This is a genomic window from Mycobacterium sp. IDUB_1, assembly GCF_055419625.1.
Window position 1 is genome coordinate 166,872 of the sequence record NZ_JBVAYA010000003.1, and the last position, 16,800, is coordinate 183,671.

Consider the following 16,800-nt stretch of genomic DNA (forward strand, 5'->3'; position numbering starts at 1 on the left):
CCGGGTAATGGGATCAGCCGGCAGGCAGCGGCTGACCGGGGATCGGCGGGCCGCCCGGAATCTGCTGAGGCGCACCCGCAACAGGAGCGCCGGCGCCCGGAGCCCCGGCGATCGGCACGACAGGCGTCGGCGTCACCGTGGTCACACCGTTGGCGCCGACGGTGGGGCCACCCACCGGGCCCTGAGCCTTGATCTGATCGGCGGCGGCCTGCGTGCAGTCCAGGGACAGCAGCATCCGACCACCGCTGGTGACCTTCTGCTGATCCACCAGGCACGCCGACTGAGGAAGCACGCTGCCGCGGGAACCGCCGAAGTAGGCCTTGATGCCTTGGCTCTTCAGGATCGCCAGCGCGCGGCCGTACTGCTCACCGGTGACGTTGTACGGGCTGGGCGCACCCGCCGGCTGGGACAGCGCGGCACCGGCCCCGACCAGGGCGATTGTTCCGGCGGCCACCAGGCCACCGCTGAACACGACGAGCTTTCTCACGACAACTCTCTCCTCGGGTCGGCGACGCGGTGCGAACATATCGCAGCGGTGACGAATGTGAAACCGCTGCAGAGGGCGCCGGCGTTACAGGGGGCCACCCCCGGAGCTGTCACAGCACCTCGGCGGCTGCGCGCATGACGTCGCACAATGCCGCAGCGCGGGCGTCGTCGAACAGGTCGTCCAGCAACACCGCGCGGCCGTCGGGGCCGGCCAGCGGTACCCGCCAGTTCGGGTACTCGTCGGTGGTGCCCGGCTGGTTCTGGGTGCGTGTTTCGCCGACGGCGTCGGCCAGCGACATCGCCAGCAGCTGCGACGGGCTGCGCCCCAGGTAACGGTGCAGCGCGATCACCACTTCATCGACGTCGAGGTCGGCATCGAGGTCGGCATCGGGGTCCGTCTGCGCGCCCAGCAGGCCCACCCGCCGCAGTTCACCCAGCCATGCGTCCCGGTGGGCCCGATCGGCCGCCCATTCCTGTTCGGCCGGACGGGTCAATAGGCCCAGCTCGTCGCGCAGCCGAACGTGCTCGCCGACCAGGTAGCCGGCGGTCGGTGGCAGATCGTGTGTGGTGACCGCCGACAGGCAGGCCTGGCGCCACTGTTCGGCCGGCAGCGGCGCACCGTCGTGACCGGATTCGAACCACAGGATCGATGTCCCGAACAGGCCCCGGTCCCGCAGATGGTCACGCACCCACGGTTCGACGGTGCCCAGATCCTCGCCGACGACGAGCGCACCGGCTCGATGCGCCTCGAGTGCGACGATCCCGATCATCGCCTCGTGGTCGTAGCGCACGTAGGTGCCTTCGGTCGGCGCGACGCCGCGGGGGATCCACCACAGCCGGAACAGGCCGATGATGTGGTCGATGCGCACCCCGCCCGCGTGTCGCAGGGCCGCGGCCACCAACGCACGGAACGGTTCGTAGGCGGCTTCGGCGAGCCGGTCGGGACGCCACGGGGGTTGCGACCAGTCCTGCCCGAGCTGATTGAACTCGTCCGGCGGTGCACCCGCGGTCACGCCGAGCGCCAGTACGTCCTGCAGCGCCCACGCGTCGGCGCCCGCGGGGTCGACCCCGACCGCGAGGTCGGCCATGACGCCGATCTCCATGCCGGCGCCCACGGCGCCGGCCTGCGCCGCGGCGAGCTGTTCGTCGAGCAGCCACTGCAACCAGCGGTGGAAGTCGACCGCGGCGGAGTGCTCGGCGGCGAACGCGGCCACCGCCTCGCTGCGCGGATGCCGCAGTTCTGCCGGCCAGCGGCGCCAATCGGAGCCGTGCTGTTCCGACAGCGCGCACCAGGTGGCGAAATCGTCGAGTGCTCGTCCCTCGCGGCGGCAGTACCCCTGATACGCGAGCTCCCGGCCGCGGCTGAACGGGACCAGGTAAATGCTGTGCAGCGCAGCGCGTTTGGCTTCCCAGGAGCGATCACGGTCGACGCGCTGCGAGCGCGCCGCCCGGGCCTGCACCCGGGCATGGGCCTTACGCACCCGCCCGCGGTGGCGCAGGTAGGCGTACTCCGGCACGGCTTCGACTCGCAGGTACAGCGGGTTGACGAACCGGCGAGACGTCGGCAGGTACGGCGAGGGCTCCATCGGCGGTGTCGGTGCCGCCGCGTGCAGCGGATTGACCAGGATGAAGCCTGCGCCGTGCTGACCCGCCGACCACACGGCCAGGTCGGTGAGATCGGTCAGATCGCCCACGCCCCATGACTTCTCGGACCGCACGCTGTAGAGCTGGGTGGACAGCCCCCACAGCCGGCGCGCACCCATCCGCACCGGGGTGGCGATGTCAGACGGCGTCACGATCACCGTCGCTCCGGTGTCGAAGGCGCCGACCCGCAGATGCACCCGGTGATATCCCAGCGGCAGATCGTCAGGCAGTTCGAAGGTCGCCTCGCCGACGAGGCGGCCGTCGAGATCGTAGGGCGGCCGGTTGTTCTCGAGCTGCCGCAGATCGTCGCGGCGCGTGCCGTCCTCCAGCTGGAGCCACACATCGACGGGGTCGCCGTGGGTGACGTGCACCCAGAACGGCGTCGCCGTCCCGGCCCGCGCGACGATAGCCGCGGGCAGAGAGCGCGCCCAGTACGCGTGCTCGTGCGCGGTCAGGGCGGCTGCCCGCTCGGCGTCGGTTCCCGCGGCGACGCCGAGGGCGCCGAGCACGGCCACCAGCGTCGTGTCGGGCACGGTGACGTGCCGGCCCGACCAGTCCTGATATTCGGTGGCCACGCCGTACCGGGCAGCCAGGTCGATCAGTGACGAACGGTCCATGGACATAGGCACGGGCATGGGCGCCATCTTGCCGTGCTTTCGATGTACGCGTCGGCCGCCGCCGTCGCCTCGACGGTCCGCGCGCCGGTAGGGTCGCACCATCATGGCGCCCCACCCGCTCGACGGCGGCCAGACGCGTGACCGGCGTGCCCGGATCGCGATCGGCGCCGTCTTCCTCACCAACGGTGCGCTGTTCGCCAATCTGTTGCCCCGGCTGCCGGAGGTCAAGTCCGACCTCGGGCTGTCGAACGCGATGCTCGGCGGCTCGGTGGCCGCGTTCTCGGCGGGCGCCCTGATCGCCGGCCCCGCCGCGGCAGCGCTGATCCGGCGCTACCAGTCCGCCCGGGTCAACCTCGTCACCACGCTGATCCTCGCGGCGTTCATCGTGATCGCCTCGGCTGCACCCAGTGCCGTGATGTTCGCCGCGGCACTCTTCGTCGCCGGCGCCGCCGACGCGATCACCGACGTCGCGCAGAACGTGAACGCCCTACGGCTGCAACGACAGTACGGCCGGTCGATCATCAACTCACTGCACGCCGTGTGGGCGGTGGGTGCGATGGTGGGCGGGCTGATGGCCGCCGGCGCCATCGCCGTACACCTGCCGCGGACCGTGCACCTCGGCCTGTCCGCTGCGCTGTTCTGCGCGGTGGCGGTCGCGGCGTATCCGTTCCTGCTGCACGGACCCGACCACGAGGACCATCCCACCGCGCAGGGCGGCGCCACCTCCGCCCGTGCCGCGGTGTACCTGACGCTGCTGGCACTGATCGGCATCGCGATCGCGGGTGCCGCCGTGGAAGACGCCGGAAGCTCCTGGGCGACGCTGTATCTGCGGGACAGCCTGGGTGCCGCCGGGTCGGTCGCCGCGCTCGGATACGTCGCGCTGGTCGGTGCGATGTGCGTCGGGCGACTGGTGGGTGACCGCCTGGTCGACCGGTTCGGCGAGCGGGCGGTGGTGCGGGCCGGCGGGGTGATCACCGCGGCCGGGATGGGCGCGGCGCTGGCGTTTCCGTCGGTGCCGGGCAGCATCGCCGGGTTCGCCGCGGCCGGACTGGGCGTCGCGACGGCGGTGCCGGCGGCGATGCGCGCCGCCGACGAACTCCCCGGGCTGCGCGCCGGCACGGGCTTGACGATCCTGACGTGGCTGATGCGCGTGGGCTTCCTCGGCGCCCCGCTGATCGTGGGCGTGGTGGCCGATGCGGCGGAGTTGCGCGTCGGGTTGATCATGGTGGTGCTGGCGGGCCTCAGCCTGCTCGCTCTGGGCGGTGTGCTGACCGGCAAAACCCGGAAGTGATGCCAGAATGCGCTGGTACAGTGACGTACCGGGGCCGCACGGGGGATGTACCGGACCTTCGATCGAAGGAGATCTACTGACATGACCGCGGAAGCCCGCTCCGAGGAGACCCGCAGCAACGCCGACGGTCATCCGGTGGTCGACACCGCATACGGGCCGGTCCGCGGGGTCGACGACGGGACGATCGCGTCCTGGAAGGCCGTTCCCTACGCCGCACCTCCGGTCGGGGACCTGCGTTGGCGCGCTCCCGTCCCGCCGACAGCGTGGACCGAGCCGCGCGACGCCTCCCTCGTCGGGCCGGCCTGCCCGCAGCCGACCGACCCGCGCATTCCTCTTCCTCTCGGCGCTCCCCAGGGTGAGGACTTCCTCACCCTCAACGTCTGGGCCCCATCCGGCACCGAACCCGGCGCCGGCAAACCGGTGATGGTGTGGGTACACGGCGGCGCCTACATCCTGGGTGCGGCCAGCCAGCCGCTCTACCACGGCCGGCGGCTCGCCGCCGACGGCGACGTCATCGTCGTCACCGTGAACTACCGGCTCGGCGCGCTGGGCTTCCTCGAGCTCGCCGCGCTCGGCGCGGAGTCCGAGCGGTTCGCCTCCAACGTCGGACTGCGCGACGTGCTCGCTGCGCTGACCTGGGTCCGCGACAACATCGCCGCGTTCGGCGGCGATCCCGGCCGGGTGACCCTGTTCGGTGAGTCCGCCGGTGGCGGTGTGGTGACCACGCTGCTCGGCAGCCCGGCGGCCAAGGGGCTGTTCCACGCCGCGATCGCGCAGAGCTCGCCCGTCACCTCCTCCTACGACACCGAGCAGGCCGGCCGCATCGCGGCCCGGTTCCTCGACGTCGTCGGGGTCGGCCACGACGAGCTCTCCCGGCTTGCCCAGTTGCCCATCGGGGCGATCGTGGAGGCATCGCGGACGGTGTTCAACGAGGTGCCGGTGCGCACCCCGGGTCGGCTGGCCTTCGCGCCCATCGTCGACCGCGACCTGGTGCCGGACTATCCGATCCGGCTGGCCCAGAACGGTCAGACGCACCCGGTGCCGTTGATCATCGGCACCAACCGCAACGAAGCGGCGCTGTTCCGGTACATGAAGTTGCCGTTACTGCCGATCAAGGCCGACGCGATCCACGCGATGTTCGCCCAGATCGCGGCCGAGCAACCAGATCTGACGCTTCCCGAGAAGGCCCAGCTCGAGAAGATGTATCGGGGCAGGCGCGCGGGCAAGGGGCTCGGACTCGCCAGCGACCTCGGTTTCCGGATGCCGTCGATCTGGTTCGCCGACGGTCACCGCGCCACCGCACCCGTCTACCTCTACCGCTTCGACTTCGCCACCCCGATGCTGCGTGCGTTGCGGATGGCCGCCGCGCACGCCACCGAATTGCCCTTCGTGTGGGGGAATCTCGGGGCGGGGCGCAAGGATCCGATGTTCGCCCTCGGTGGCCGCGCGGCCGGCGCCGAGGTGTCGCGGCGCATGCGTGCCCGCTGGACCGGCTTCGCCCGCACCGGCGTGCCGGGCGCCCCGGCCGCCGCGCCGCAGTGGCGCCCCTACGACGACTCCCGTGCCACGCTGGTCATCGACCGGCAGGACACCGTCGTCGACGACCTCGACGCGCCGGTGCGACAGGCGTGGGGTGATGACGTGCTGAGCTTCCGGTAGGGGGCAGCAGTGCCATCAGCGGAGTTCCTCACCGTGCTGCCGCCCGCGATGCGGGATCCGGTGCTGTTCGCCATCCCGTTCTTCCTGCTGCTGCTCGTCATCGAGTGGGTCGCGGCCCGCAAGCTCGAACACGTTGTCGCAGAGCAGGACTCCGAGGACCGACCCGGCGCGGGGTCGTACCTGACCCGTGACGCGTGGGCGAGCATCTCGATGGGGCTGGTGTCGGTGGCCACGATGGGCGCGTGGAAGTTCGGGGCGTTACTCGGATACGCAGCGATATACACCTATGTGGCGCCGTGGCATCTGCCGGCGACGCAGTGGTACACCTGGGTGATCGCGATCCTCGGCGTCGACCTGCTGTTCTACGCCTACCACCGCATCGCCCACCGCGTCCGGCTGATCTGGGCCACCCACCAGGCGCACCACTCCAGCGAGTACTTCAACTTCGCGACCGCGTTGCGGCAGAAATGGAACAACAGCGGTGAGATCGTGATGTGGATACCGTTGCCGCTGTTGGGAATTCCGCCGTGGATGGTGTTCTTCAGCTTCTCGGTCAGTCTGGTCTATCAGTTCTGGATCCACACCGAGCGGATCGGAAAACTGCCGCGGCCCGTCGAGTTCGTGTTCAACACCCCGTCGCATCACCGCGTCCACCACGGCATGGACCAGCTCTACCTGGACCGCAACTACGGCGGCATCCTGATCCTCTGGGACCGCCTCTTCGGCACGTTCCAGCCCGAGGTGTTCCGTCCGCACTACGGGCTGACGAAACCGGTGCACACCTTCAACATCTGGCGGCTGCAGACGCGCGAGTACGCCGCGATCGGCCGCGACGTCCGCGCGGCGCGCACGATGGGCGACAAACTCGGGTACATCTTCGGTCCGCCCGGGTGGCGACCGGCAGCGCAGCCCGTCGCCGGTGCCCATGTCAGCCCGTAGTCTTCGCGGAGTGCAGACAGTCTTCGACACCCCCGTCGACCCCTCTCTGGTGGACCGGTCCCTGTCCGGCAGCACGCTGGGCTCGGTGTGGCTGGACCCCGGTGCGGTGCAGCGCCCGGATCATTCGCCGCTGACGGGGCCGCTGACCGCCGACCTGCTGGTGGTCGGCGGTGGCTACACCGGTCTGTGGAGCGCATTGCATGCTGCACGGCGCCACCCCGACCGCCGTGTCGTGCTCATCGAAGCCGATCGCATCGGGTGGGCTGCCTCCGGCCGCAACGGCGGCTTCGTCGACGCGAGCCTGACCCACGGCTACGAGAACGGGAAGTCCCGCTGGCCCGACGAGATCGACACCCTCGAGGCGCTCGGCAACGAGAACCTCGAGGGCATGCAGGCCGAGATCGCCGAACTCGGCCTGGACACCGAATGGCAGCGCACCGGCATGCTCACGGTGGCCACCGAACCCCACCAGGTGGAGTGGCTCTCGGAGTCCGCGCCCGCCCACGGACAGTTCCTCGACACCGCCGCGGTGCGTGCCGAAGTCGCCTCACCCACGTATCTGGCGGGCCTCTACAGCGCCGAGGACTGCGCGATCGTCAATCCCGCGAAGCTGGCACTCGAACTCGCCCGCGCCTGCCAGGAGGCCGGCGTGGAGATCTTCGAGCACACGACCGCACGCCAGATCCACTCCGGCGGAGCGGCACTGCGCGTCGACACCGACGGCCCGGCGGTGACGTGTCGCCAGATCGTGTTGGCCACCAACGTCTTTCCCAGCCTGCTGCGCCGCAACCGGCTGCACACCGTGCCGGTCTACGACTACGTGCTGGCCACCGAACCGCTCACCGACGCCCAACTCGACCGCATCGGCTGGCGGAACCGGCAGGGGATCGGCGACTCGGCCAACCAATTCCACTACTACCGCCTCACGATGGACAACCGCATCGTGTGGGGCGGATACGACGCCGTCTACCACTTCGGGCGCAAGGTCAAAGCCAGCTACGAGGACCGCACCGAGAGTTACGGCCGGCTGGCCGCACACTTTTTCCTCACGTTCCCCTCGCTCGAGGACGTCCGCTTCACCCATCGGTGGGCCGGCGCGATCGACACCAACACAAGGTTCTGCGCGCACTGGGGTACCGCGCGCGACGGTCGCGTCGCCTACGTCAACGGCTTCACCGGGCTCGGTGTCGGAGCGGCACGCTTCGCCGCCGACGTCTGCCTCGACCTGCTCGACGGGCTCTCCACCCCCCGCACCCGGTTGGAGATGGTGCGTCGCAAGCCCATGCCCTTCCCGCCCGAACCGATCGCCAGCGCAGGCATCCAGGCCACCCGCTGGTCGCTGGACCGTGCCGACCACAACGGCGGACGGCGCAACCTGCTGCTGCGCGGACTCGACGCGGTGGGACTCGGCTTCGATTCCTGACCCTCGACCCCGCGACCTGATGTAACGCCTCGTTATCGACCCGCGATGAGCCAGTTACACCGTCAGCGCGCGGGGGTATCTCTTTCCCACCGTGAGCGCGGCGGTCGCCGAGAACTCACCCGGGGAGAGTGGAGGGGCCGTGCTGAACCGACTGCCGAAGCGTGTGCCGCCGCGCCAAGCCATGACGGCTGCGGCGCTGGCCCTGCTGGCGCTGCTGGTCCCCACGGCCCCCGCCGCCGCGCAGCCCGACCCACTGGTCTTCCCCGGCATGGAGATCCACCAGGACTCGGTGCTGTGCACCCTCGGATACGTCGACCCCGCCACCCGCACCGCCTTCACCGCTGGACACTGCCGCGCCTCGGGCACCGTCACCGACAAGACGGGCACCGTGATCGGCACCCAGGGCTCCTACCGCGACAACACCCCCGATGGCATGACCGTCGACACCAACCATCAGATCGCTGACTGGGAAGTCATCCATCTGCTGCCGTCGGCGAAGGTCAACAACGTGCTGCCGTCGGGCAAGGTGTTGGTCACCGATCCCGCGGTGCTGCCGGTGGCGGGTATGCCGGTCTGCCACTTCGGCGTGGTGACGGGGGAGAGCTGCGGCACGGTGGAGGCCGTCAACAACGGCTGGTTCACGATGGCCAACGGTGTCGTCAGCCGTAAGGGTGACTCCGGCGGGCCGGTGTACACCACGACGCCTGACGGCCGCACCGTCCTGATCGGGGTGTTCAACAGCACGTGGGGCACCTACCCGGCCGCCGTCTCCTGGCAGACCGCGAGCGCCGAGGCCCGCGCGGACACCATCTCGGCGGCCTCCGCGGAGATCACGCCGGTCTCCGCCCAGCCCTAGGGCGACAGCGCGAAGACCGGGATCGACGGCGCCACCGCGCGCAACTGCTCCTCGGTCGATGCTGGTGTCAGTCCGCCGATGTGGCCCTTGACCTGCCAGTACCACCGATCGAGGTACGGGCGCAGCAGGGCGGGCTTCGCATCGTCGGCAACCTCGACCGCGTCGCGTCGGCGCGAGTTCCGGCGCGGGCCGGTCTCGACGTCGCCCGCTGCGCGCACGTTGCGCGCCCACTGGGTGTTGCCGCGCGGTGAGACCAGGTAGTCACGGCCGTCGACCGTCAGCAGGTTGATCACCACCTGCCGTGGCTCGCCGCTGGCGCGCCCCCGCACCCGCAGCGCGGTACTGCCCTGGATGCTCACGCCACGCTCGGCGAGCCAACGGATCGCGCTGTTCACCAGGCGAGCAGCCGGTCCCGGGGCGTCATAGCGGGTGGTGGAGCGACGGGCGATGTGGCGGTGGGTCATGTCGATCTCCTCGATCGTCGGATTAGAGAGCACTGCTCTCACAACGGTGACACGGATCGCGCTGAAATTCAAGAGCAGTGCTCTCGGACGTGTCACACTGGCGACCGTGGGGAAACGTGAGGACAGCCGCGCGCGTGTCGAGAAACAGATCATCGAGATCGGCCGGCGCCACCTGATCACCGACGGCGCCGCCGGGCTGTCGCTGCGTGCGATCGCCCGCGACCTCGGCATGGTTTCCTCCGCCGTGTACCGCTACGTGGCCAGCCGCGACGAACTGCTGACGCTGCTGCTGATCGACGCCTACACCGAGCTCGCCGACGCCGTCGACGAGGCGCATCGCGCCGCGGCGCCGGACTGGCGCTCCCAGCTCGCCGCCGTCGCACGTGCGGCACGAAGCTGGGCTGTCGACCAACCGGCCTGTTGGGCGTTGCTCTACGGAAGTCCGGTGCCCGGCTACCACGCACCCGCAGAACGCACTGTCGGGCCGGGCACCCGGGTGATCGGCACGCTGTTCGGCATCGTCGACTCCGCGGTGAAAATCGGTGCGATCAGTGAGTCCGAAACTGCTGTACCACAGGCACTCTCAGCAGATTTCAGCAAACTCACGGCCGAGTTCGGGCTCGCACTCGACGACGCGACGCTCAGCCGGTGCTTCCTGCTCTGGGCCGCGCTCGTCGGTGCGATCAGCCTCGACGTCTTCGGTCAGTACGGCGCCGACACGCTGACCGACCCCGCGATGATCTTCGACGTCCAGGTGCAGCTGCTCACCGAGATGATGACTCAGAGATGATGACTCAGTAACCCCGGCTGCCGTCCGGCGACGTGACGAAGCCGTGCTCCCCGTAGTGACGATCCGGCGGATCGACGGTGTCCGCCGGCCAGGACGCGGGCTTGGCCGCATGGCAGGCGAGCGTCTCGGTGTCCGGGACGGCGCACACGACGCCGTTGCCCGCGTCGAACCGCGAGCCCGCCGGCAGCAATGGCGGCAAGGCCTCTGCGGGTCCCACGCCGTCCTCGGTGAACATCGCCGCGTTGGTCAGCGACACCGAAACCGTCGTGGCGTCGGTGCCCGCCAGCGGACCTGAGCAGAAGATGCCGAGGTCGGGGATCAGGCTGTCCTGGCAGCGGACGCCCGACGGGGTGCGAAAGATCCACCCGGACATGCTCGGATGCGCGCCGAACACCTGATACGGCGCCGGGTCGACCGCCGGATACGCGGTCACGTCGACCTCCGACGGGGCGGCGAGTCCGGGGGCGGCGCCGGCGAGCAGGCCGGCACAGGCCAGCACGGGTGCGGCAAACAGGGCCGAGGTGCGCATGCCTGGACTATCGCGGCGGCGGGCGATGCCGTTAGCTCGCCGAAATAGAACACGTTCTAGCACGAGGGGTCGGGTGACGATATTCTCGACTCGATGCTTGACCAGACACCTGTCCAGATTGCCTGGGTGACCCGTGACCTCGACGCCACAGAAGCGGCACTGACTGCACTGCTCGGGGCGCGCACCTGGGTGCACATGCCGGGCGTGCACTTCGGCCCGGACTCCTGCACCTACCGGGGCCGGCCCGCCGACCACGTCGCCGACGTCGCGCTGAGCTACGCGGGGGACACCCAGCTGGAGGTCATCGCACCGGTGCGCGGGCAGAGCATCTACACCGAATTCCTCGACCGCAGCGGCCCCGGCCTGCACCACGTCTGCCGCGCCGCCCCGGATCTCGAATCGTTCGACGCGGCAGTCGACGCCGCCGAACGCAACGGCACCCCGGTCGCGATGGCGGGCGCCATGGCGGGCATGCGGTTCGCCTACCTCGAAGCCCCCGATGCCGGCGTGCCCTACACCGAAATCGCTTACATCCCCGACGAACTCGCCGCATTCTTCGACCACATCAAACAGGAGCAGAAGTGAGCTTGCCCACCCCCGACACCGTCCGCGCCGCTGACGTCACCTCCTGGTCCGATGACGTGGACGTCATCGTCATCGGGTTCGGCATCGCCGGCGGCTGCGCCGCCGTCAGCGCCGCCTCCGCCGGCGCGCGGGTGCTCGTGCTGGAGAAGGCGGCCGCCGCCGGCGGCACCACCTCCATGGCGGGTGGCCACTTCTACCTCGGCGGCGGCACCGCCGTGCAGCAGGCCACCGGCCACCCGGACTCGCCGGACGAGATGTACAAGTACCTCGTCTCGCAGTCCCGAGACCCCGAGCACGACAAGATCCGCGCCTACTGCGACGACAGCGTCGAGCACTTCGACTGGCTGGAGGCCCTCGGCTTCCAATTCGAACGCAGCTACTACCCCGGCAAGGTCGTCGTGCCGCCGGGCACCGAGGGCCTCTCCTACACCGGCAACGAGAAGGTGTGGCCGTTCTGTGAGCAGGCCGTCCCCGCGCCGCGCGGGCACTCCGTTCCCGTACCCGGCGAACTCGGGGGAGCAGGGATGGTGATCGATCTGCTGGTCGCCCGCGCCGGCGAGCTCGGTGTGCAGTTCCGCTACGAGACCGGGGCGACCGCACTGGTGATCGACGACACCGGAGCCGTGGCCGGGGTGCGCTGGAGGCACTTCGGCGAGACCGGCGACATCAGGGCCAAGGCGGTCGTGATCGCCGCGGGCGGCTTCGCGATGAACGCCGAGCTGGTGGCCGAGTACACCCCGGCGTTGGGCACCGAACGTAAGACCAAGCACCACGGCACCGTCGCCCCCTACATCCTGGGCAACCCCAACGACGACGGCCTGGCCATCGGGCTCGGCGTCTCGGCCGGCGGCGTGGCCACCCACATGAACGAGCTGTTCATCACCGCCGCCGCGTACCCGCCGGAGATCCTGCTCACCGGCGTCATCGTCAACGCCGACGGTCAGCGGTTCGTCGCCGAGGACTCCTACCACGCCCGCACCTCGGCGTTCGTCCTCGAACAACCCGATCAGGTGGCCTACCTGATCGTCGACGAGGCGCACATGCAGATGCCCGAGATGCCGCTCATCAAGTTCATCGACGGCTGGGAGACAGTGGCCGAGATGGAGGAGGCACTGGGCATCCCGGCCGGCAACCTCGCAGCCACGCTGGACCGCTACAACGCGGGCGCCGCCCGCGGCGAGGATCCCGACTTCCACAAGCAGCCCGAGTACGTCGCCGTGCAGGACCAGGGACCGTGGGCTGCGTTCGACCTGTCCCTGGGCCGCGCCATGTACTCCGGGTTCACGATGGGCGGTCTCAAGGTCTCCATCGACGGCGAGGTGCTGCGCTCCGACGGCAGCGCGGTCGCAGGCCTCTACGCAGCCGGGGCCTGTGCGTCGAACATCGCCCAGGACGGCAGGGGCTACGCGAGCGGAACCCAACTGGGTGAGGGGTCGTTCTTCGGCCGCCGGGCCGGGCGGCACGCCGCCACCCGGGCCGCCGCCAGCACGGCCGCCGTGTAGCGGTCAGACCCGCGCGGGCTCCCCGCCGATCAACCCGTGCTCCCACGCGCCTCCACCGAGCAGCTTGAGCTCGCGGGTGTGGTGGCGCTGCAGGCTGCTGCGGTGGCTGACGCTGACCAGGATCGTGTCGGGCAACTCGGTACGCACCAGCTGGTACATGGTCAGCTCCAGGCCCTCGTCGAGCGCTGAGGTGGACTCGTCGAGGAACACCGCCTTGGGCCGGGTCAGCAGGATGCGCGCGAACGCGATGCGCTGCTGCTCACCCGGGGACAGCACCTTGGCCCAGTCCTGCACCTCGTCGAGCCGGTCGACCAGATGGGGGAGGGCGACCTTGTGCAGCGCCTCGCGCACTGCGTCGTCGCTGATGTCGCCCTCCTTGTTGGGGTAGGACACCACCGCACGCAGATCGCCCAGCGGCACGTACGGCATCTGCGACAGGAACATGGTTTCGTTCTCGTCGATCGGATAGGTCAACCGGCCGGAAGTGAACGGCCACAGCTGGGCCAGGCTGCGCAGCAGCGTGGTCTTGCCGGTGCCCGACTTGCCGGTGATCATCAGGCATTCGCCCGGCTCCAGGCGGAGGTTCACCGGGTCGAGGAGCTGCTTGCCGTCCGGGGTGCGGACCTCGACGTTCTCGAGCGTGACGTTCTGGCCGGTGCAGCCGGCGACGTCGAGGTGCGGCAACGCCCGGCCCTGCTCGTCGGCGGTGACCAGGCCGTCGAGACGGATGATCGCGGCACGGTAGCCGGCGAACAGGTCATAGGCGTTGCGGAAGAACGACAGGCCGCCCTGGATCGCGCCGAACGCCGACGCCGACTGGTTCAGCGCGCCCAGCGGGATCTCGCCGGAGGCGAACCGCGGGAACTGCACCAGATAGGGCAGCGGCACGATGAGCTGGCCCATCGACCAGTTCCAGCCGTTGAACCGCAGCGACCGGTTCACGTACCGGCGGTAGTTCGTCACGACGGGCGCGAACAGCTTGCGCAGTCCGGTGCGCTCGGCGACCTCACCGCGGTAGAACGCGACCGCCTCCGACGCATCACGCAACCGCACCAGCGCGTATCGGAAGGCGGCGTTGTACTTCTCGTTGAGGAACGACAGACCGATGATCGGACGGCCGATCCAGAACGCGATGATCGAGGCGAACAGCACGTAGATGATCGCGATCCAGAAGATGGCGTGCGGCAGCGTGATCCCGGCGACGGTCAACGGGCCCGACAGATTCCACAGGATCAGCGTGAACGAAAGCACCGAGGTGACCGCCGAGATCGCGCCGAACAGCAGCGAATTGCTCGAGCCGTAGTACGGCAGGTTGGGCTGCGGACCGTTGGTCGCGGTGAAGATGTCGATGTCGGACTGGATGCGCTGGTCCGGGTTGTCGATCGTCTCGTCGATGAACCGGGCCCGGTAGTAAGCGCGGCCGGTCAGCCAGTCACCGGTCAGCCGATCGGTCAGCCAGGCACGCCAGCGCAGGCAGAACCGCTGGAACAGGTACATGTCGAGCAGCAGCTGCGTGATCGACAGCGCCGCCAGGATGCTGAAGATGACGATCGTCGACCAGAACCCGTCGATGCCGGATTGCCTCACCTCCTCGTTGTCCGACGTCAGGCCCTGCACGACGACCTGGAAGCTGGTCAGCAGATCGTTGCTCTGATAGGTGAACAGAACGTCGAGGCGCACGTTGATCATCACCGAGGCGAGCAGGACGGCGAGAAAGGCCCAGACCTTGATGCTGTCGCGTCCGGTGAAGTAACCACCCGTGATCCGCCAGAACTGCCGACCCCAATTCGTGAACCGGCCGATCAGCAGCAGCACGACCAGCGTGGACGCCGCCGCGATCGCCCAGGCCTTGGCGATCCACCACAGCGAGGTCCACAGTTCACTACCCCAGTCCAGCGTCGGGGTGAACAATTCCTCCATGCGGGCAAGGTACCGCGCCAACCTGCCCGCGGCGTGGCGGAGGCGTCAACCCGACGAGGCGCGTCGCTCCAGCCGCCACTGGCCGTCACCGACCAGCGAGAGCCGACGGTCGTGCAGCGGATGCACGGTGGCCCGGTGGCTCACGCTGACCACGATCGTGTCCGGCAGCCGCTCCCGCAGCAGGCGGTACAACATCTCCTCGAGTCCCTCGTCCAGCGCCGCGGTGGACTCGTCGAGGAACACCGCGCGCGGTTGTGCCAACAGCACCCGGGCGAACGTGATGCGCTGCTGCTCGCCGACCGAGAGCACCTTGGCCCAGTCCTGCGCCTCGGCCAGCCTGATCATCAAGTGCGGCAACGCCACATCGCGCAGCGCGGACTGCATCGCGGCGTCGTCATAGGTGTCCGGCGGGTGCGGATAGGCGACCGCGGTCCGCAGATCACCCAACGGCAGGTAGGGCAGCTGCGGCACGAACATCGCACCGTCGCGCCCGCCGGGGAGGCGCACCTCGCCCGAGGCGTACGGCCACACCCCGGCCAGGCTGGCCATCAGCAGCGACTTGCCGATGCCCGACGGGCCTGTGACGACGAGTGACTCACCGGGTTCGAGTGCGACGTCGAGCGGGTGCAGCAACGGGCTGCCATCGGGCCGGCGCACGGCGACGCCCGACACCTCCAGGCGCCCGTCCGGGGAATCCGACGGACGTACCGGGGTGAACCGGCCCGCCCGCTCGTTCTGGTCGGCCAACCCGTCGAGCCGGATGATCGCCGCGCGGTAGCTGGCGAACTGGTCGTAGGCGTTGCGGAAGAACGACAGGTTGTCGTGGATCGCGGCGAACGCGTTCGAGGACTGCCACACCCCGCCGAACGAGATCCGCTGTGCGAACAGACCTTGAGCCTGCACCAGCCACGGAAGCGGGTTGATCGCCTGACTCATCGACACGTTCCACCCGAAGAACAGCATCATCCGGTTCAGCCAGTGCCGGTAGTTGTCCATCACGCCGTCGAGGCGCCTGCCCAGCACCCTGCGCTCGGCTGCTTCACCGCGGTAGAGCCCGATCGCCGCGCCACCCTCACGCACTCGCACCAGCGCGTACCGGAAGCCCGCGTTGCGCAACTCGTTCAGATAGCTGAGCCGGATCAGCGGGCGCCCGATCGCGAACGCGACCACCGTGGCCACGAGCACGTACACCAGCACGATCCAGAACAGAGCGCGCTGCAGCGTCACCCCGCCCACGGTCAGCGGCTCGGAGAGCTGCCACAGGATCACCCCGAACGACAGCACCGAGAGCACCGCTTCGACCGCACCGAACAGCAGCGTGTTGCCCGACGTGAAGATCGGATTGTTGGTCTCCCCGCCGACCCCGGTGGTGAACACGTCGACGTCCTGCTGGATGCGCTGGTCGGGGTTGTCGATCGGCCGGCTGCCGAACTGGGCCCGGTAGTAGGCCAGATCGCCCAGCCAGCCGTCGATGAACCGCTGGCTCAACCAGATTCGCCACCGCATGATGAACCGCTGCGTCACGTACATGTCGAGCAGCAGTCGCACGATGTAGCACCCGGCGAGCACCGCGAAGACCACCATCGTGGCCCAGAACCCGGCGATACCGCTGGACCGGTCCGGGCCTGAGGAGAACGCGATCTGCAATGCGGTGAACAGATCGTTGACGTAGTAGGTCAGCAGCACGTTGATGCGCACCGAGATGATCACCGACAGCAGCAGCAGCGCGACCACCGCCCAGACCCGAAGGCTGGGGCGGCCCGTGAAGTACCCGCCGGTGACCCGCCAGAACTGCCTGCCCCACTCGGTGAAGCGGCCCAGTGCGATGAGGACCACCGCCAGACACAGCGCGGTCACCAAGAACGCCGTCGACACCCAGATCGCGGAGTTGAGCCATTCCCGGCTCCAGGCCAGCGTCGGCGCGAACGGCTTGGTGTCCACGCGACGCACCCCCCTTCGGCACTGCCCGGTCTGCGCGAAGTTACCGCAGTGCTGCGGCGCCACCGCGGACAACGCGCGGGCTGGACGACCAGCACCGCGATTTCTGGGTGGCGGGAGTCACGGCCGGGAATCCCACCCCGTCCGCGTACCGTGA

The 16,800-nt window shown here is 69.5% G+C and carries 14 protein-coding genes; 8 read left to right on the forward strand and 6 right to left on the reverse strand.

The features are described from left to right. Positions 1–13: 13 nt before the first annotated feature. Both ACZYYX_RS18180 and malQ read right to left on the reverse strand, forming a co-directional pair. The gene (locus ACZYYX_RS18180) at positions 14–487 is read right to left on the reverse strand and encodes a hypothetical protein (RefSeq protein WP_463815991.1); all 474 of its coding nucleotides are present in this window, start codon (positions 485–487) and stop codon (positions 14–16) included. 109 nt (positions 488–596) lie between these two features. After that, positions 597–2,765 (reverse strand): 4-alpha-glucanotransferase, encoded by a 2,169-nt coding sequence (gene malQ / locus ACZYYX_RS18185; RefSeq protein WP_463815992.1) that lies wholly within the window; start codon positions 2,763–2,765, stop codon positions 597–599. An 85-nt stretch (positions 2,766–2,850) separates the two neighbouring features. Here malQ and ACZYYX_RS18190 point away from each other — a divergent pair, with 85 nt between their 5' ends. The 5 genes from ACZYYX_RS18190 (at position 2,851) to ACZYYX_RS18210 (ending at position 8,915) form a co-directional block, all read left to right on the forward strand. Next, entirely contained in the window at positions 2,851–4,038 is a 1,188-nt protein-coding gene (locus ACZYYX_RS18190; RefSeq protein WP_463815993.1) for an MFS transporter, read from the forward strand. Positions 4,039–4,119: 81 nt separating this feature from the next. Then, positions 4,120–5,697: a carboxylesterase/lipase family protein gene (locus ACZYYX_RS18195; protein ID WP_463815994.1), complete on the forward strand. Its 1,578-nt coding sequence runs from the start codon at positions 4,120–4,122 to the stop codon at positions 5,695–5,697. Between the two features lie 48 nt (positions 5,698–5,745). Beyond that, the gene (locus ACZYYX_RS18200) at positions 5,746–6,636 is read left to right on the forward strand and encodes a sterol desaturase family protein (protein ID WP_463816498.1); all 891 of its coding nucleotides are present in this window, start codon (positions 5,746–5,748) and stop codon (positions 6,634–6,636) included. Positions 6,637–6,646: 10 nt separating this feature from the next. Further along, on the forward strand, positions 6,647–8,059 hold the full coding sequence (locus ACZYYX_RS18205; RefSeq protein WP_463815995.1) for an NAD(P)/FAD-dependent oxidoreductase: 1,413 nt from the start codon (positions 6,647–6,649) through the stop codon (positions 8,057–8,059). Between the two features lie 181 nt (positions 8,060–8,240). Next, positions 8,241–8,915, forward strand: a complete 675-nt coding sequence (locus ACZYYX_RS18210) for an Rv1815 family serine proteinase (protein ID WP_463816499.1) — start codon at positions 8,241–8,243, stop codon at positions 8,913–8,915. Here the strand turns inward: ACZYYX_RS18210 and ACZYYX_RS18215 are convergent. After that, positions 8,912–9,379, reverse strand: coding sequence for a nitroreductase/quinone reductase family protein (locus ACZYYX_RS18215; RefSeq protein WP_463816500.1), 468 nt, complete (start codon positions 9,377–9,379; stop codon positions 8,912–8,914). The genes ACZYYX_RS18210 and ACZYYX_RS18215 overlap by 4 nt on opposite strands. A gap of 106 nt (positions 9,380–9,485) precedes the next feature. Here ACZYYX_RS18215 and ACZYYX_RS18220 point away from each other — a divergent pair, with 106 nt between their 5' ends. After that, positions 9,486–10,169 (forward strand): TetR/AcrR family transcriptional regulator, encoded by a 684-nt coding sequence (locus tag ACZYYX_RS18220; protein WP_463815996.1) that lies wholly within the window; start codon positions 9,486–9,488, stop codon positions 10,167–10,169. A gap of 4 nt (positions 10,170–10,173) precedes the next feature. On the opposite strand, the gene ACZYYX_RS18225 is transcribed toward ACZYYX_RS18220, so the two are convergent. Further along, the gene (locus tag ACZYYX_RS18225) at positions 10,174–10,602 is read right to left on the reverse strand and encodes a hypothetical protein (RefSeq protein WP_463816501.1); all 429 of its coding nucleotides are present in this window, start codon (positions 10,600–10,602) and stop codon (positions 10,174–10,176) included. 189 nt (positions 10,603–10,791) lie between these two features. Here ACZYYX_RS18225 and ACZYYX_RS18230 point away from each other — a divergent pair, with 189 nt between their 5' ends. Together ACZYYX_RS18230 and ACZYYX_RS18235 are read left to right on the forward strand one after the other, a co-directional pair. Further along, a complete protein-coding gene (locus ACZYYX_RS18230; protein ID WP_463815997.1) occupies positions 10,792–11,283 on the forward strand; it encodes a VOC family protein in 492 nt (163 codons plus the stop codon). Beyond that, positions 11,280–12,785 carry an FAD-binding protein gene (locus ACZYYX_RS18235; RefSeq protein WP_463815998.1) on the forward strand — a complete coding sequence of 502 codons (1,506 nt, stop codon included), beginning with the start codon at positions 11,280–11,282 and terminating at the stop codon, positions 12,783–12,785. Before ACZYYX_RS18230 ends, ACZYYX_RS18235 begins: the two co-directional genes overlap by 4 nt. A gap of 3 nt (positions 12,786–12,788) precedes the next feature. Here the strand turns inward: ACZYYX_RS18235 and ACZYYX_RS18240 are convergent, their stop codons facing one another. Both ACZYYX_RS18240 and ACZYYX_RS18245 read right to left on the reverse strand, forming a co-directional pair. Further along, complete coding sequence (locus ACZYYX_RS18240) at positions 12,789–14,705, reverse strand: ABC transporter ATP-binding protein/permease (RefSeq protein ID WP_463815999.1); 1,917 nt, start codon at positions 14,703–14,705, stop codon at positions 12,789–12,791. Positions 14,706–14,750: 45 nt separating this feature from the next. Continuing rightward, positions 14,751–16,646: an ABC transporter ATP-binding protein/permease gene (locus ACZYYX_RS18245; RefSeq protein ID WP_463816000.1), complete on the reverse strand. Its 1,896-nt coding sequence runs from the start codon at positions 16,644–16,646 to the stop codon at positions 14,751–14,753. Positions 16,647–16,800 lie beyond the last annotated feature (154 nt).

Coding starts and splice junctions, on each gene's coding strand:
- malQ (WP_463815992.1), bottom strand. CDS start 2,765: ATGCCCGTGCCTATGTCCATGGACCGTTCGTCACTGATCGACCTGGCT.
- ACZYYX_RS18190 (WP_463815993.1), top strand. CDS start 2,851: ATGGCGCCCCACCCGCTCGACGGCGGCCAGACGCGTGACCGGCGTGCC.
- ACZYYX_RS18195 (WP_463815994.1), top strand. CDS start 4,120: ATGACCGCGGAAGCCCGCTCCGAGGAGACCCGCAGCAACGCCGACGGT.
- ACZYYX_RS18200 (WP_463816498.1), top strand. CDS start 5,746: ATGCGGGATCCGGTGCTGTTCGCCATCCCGTTCTTCCTGCTGCTGCTC.
- ACZYYX_RS18210 (WP_463816499.1), top strand. CDS start 8,241: ATGACGGCTGCGGCGCTGGCCCTGCTGGCGCTGCTGGTCCCCACGGCC.
- ACZYYX_RS18215 (WP_463816500.1), bottom strand. CDS start 9,379: ATGACCCACCGCCACATCGCCCGTCGCTCCACCACCCGCTATGACGCC.
- ACZYYX_RS18230 (WP_463815997.1), top strand. CDS start 10,792: ATGCTTGACCAGACACCTGTCCAGATTGCCTGGGTGACCCGTGACCTC.
- ACZYYX_RS18240 (WP_463815999.1), bottom strand. CDS start 14,705: ATGGAGGAATTGTTCACCCCGACGCTGGACTGGGGTAGTGAACTGTGG.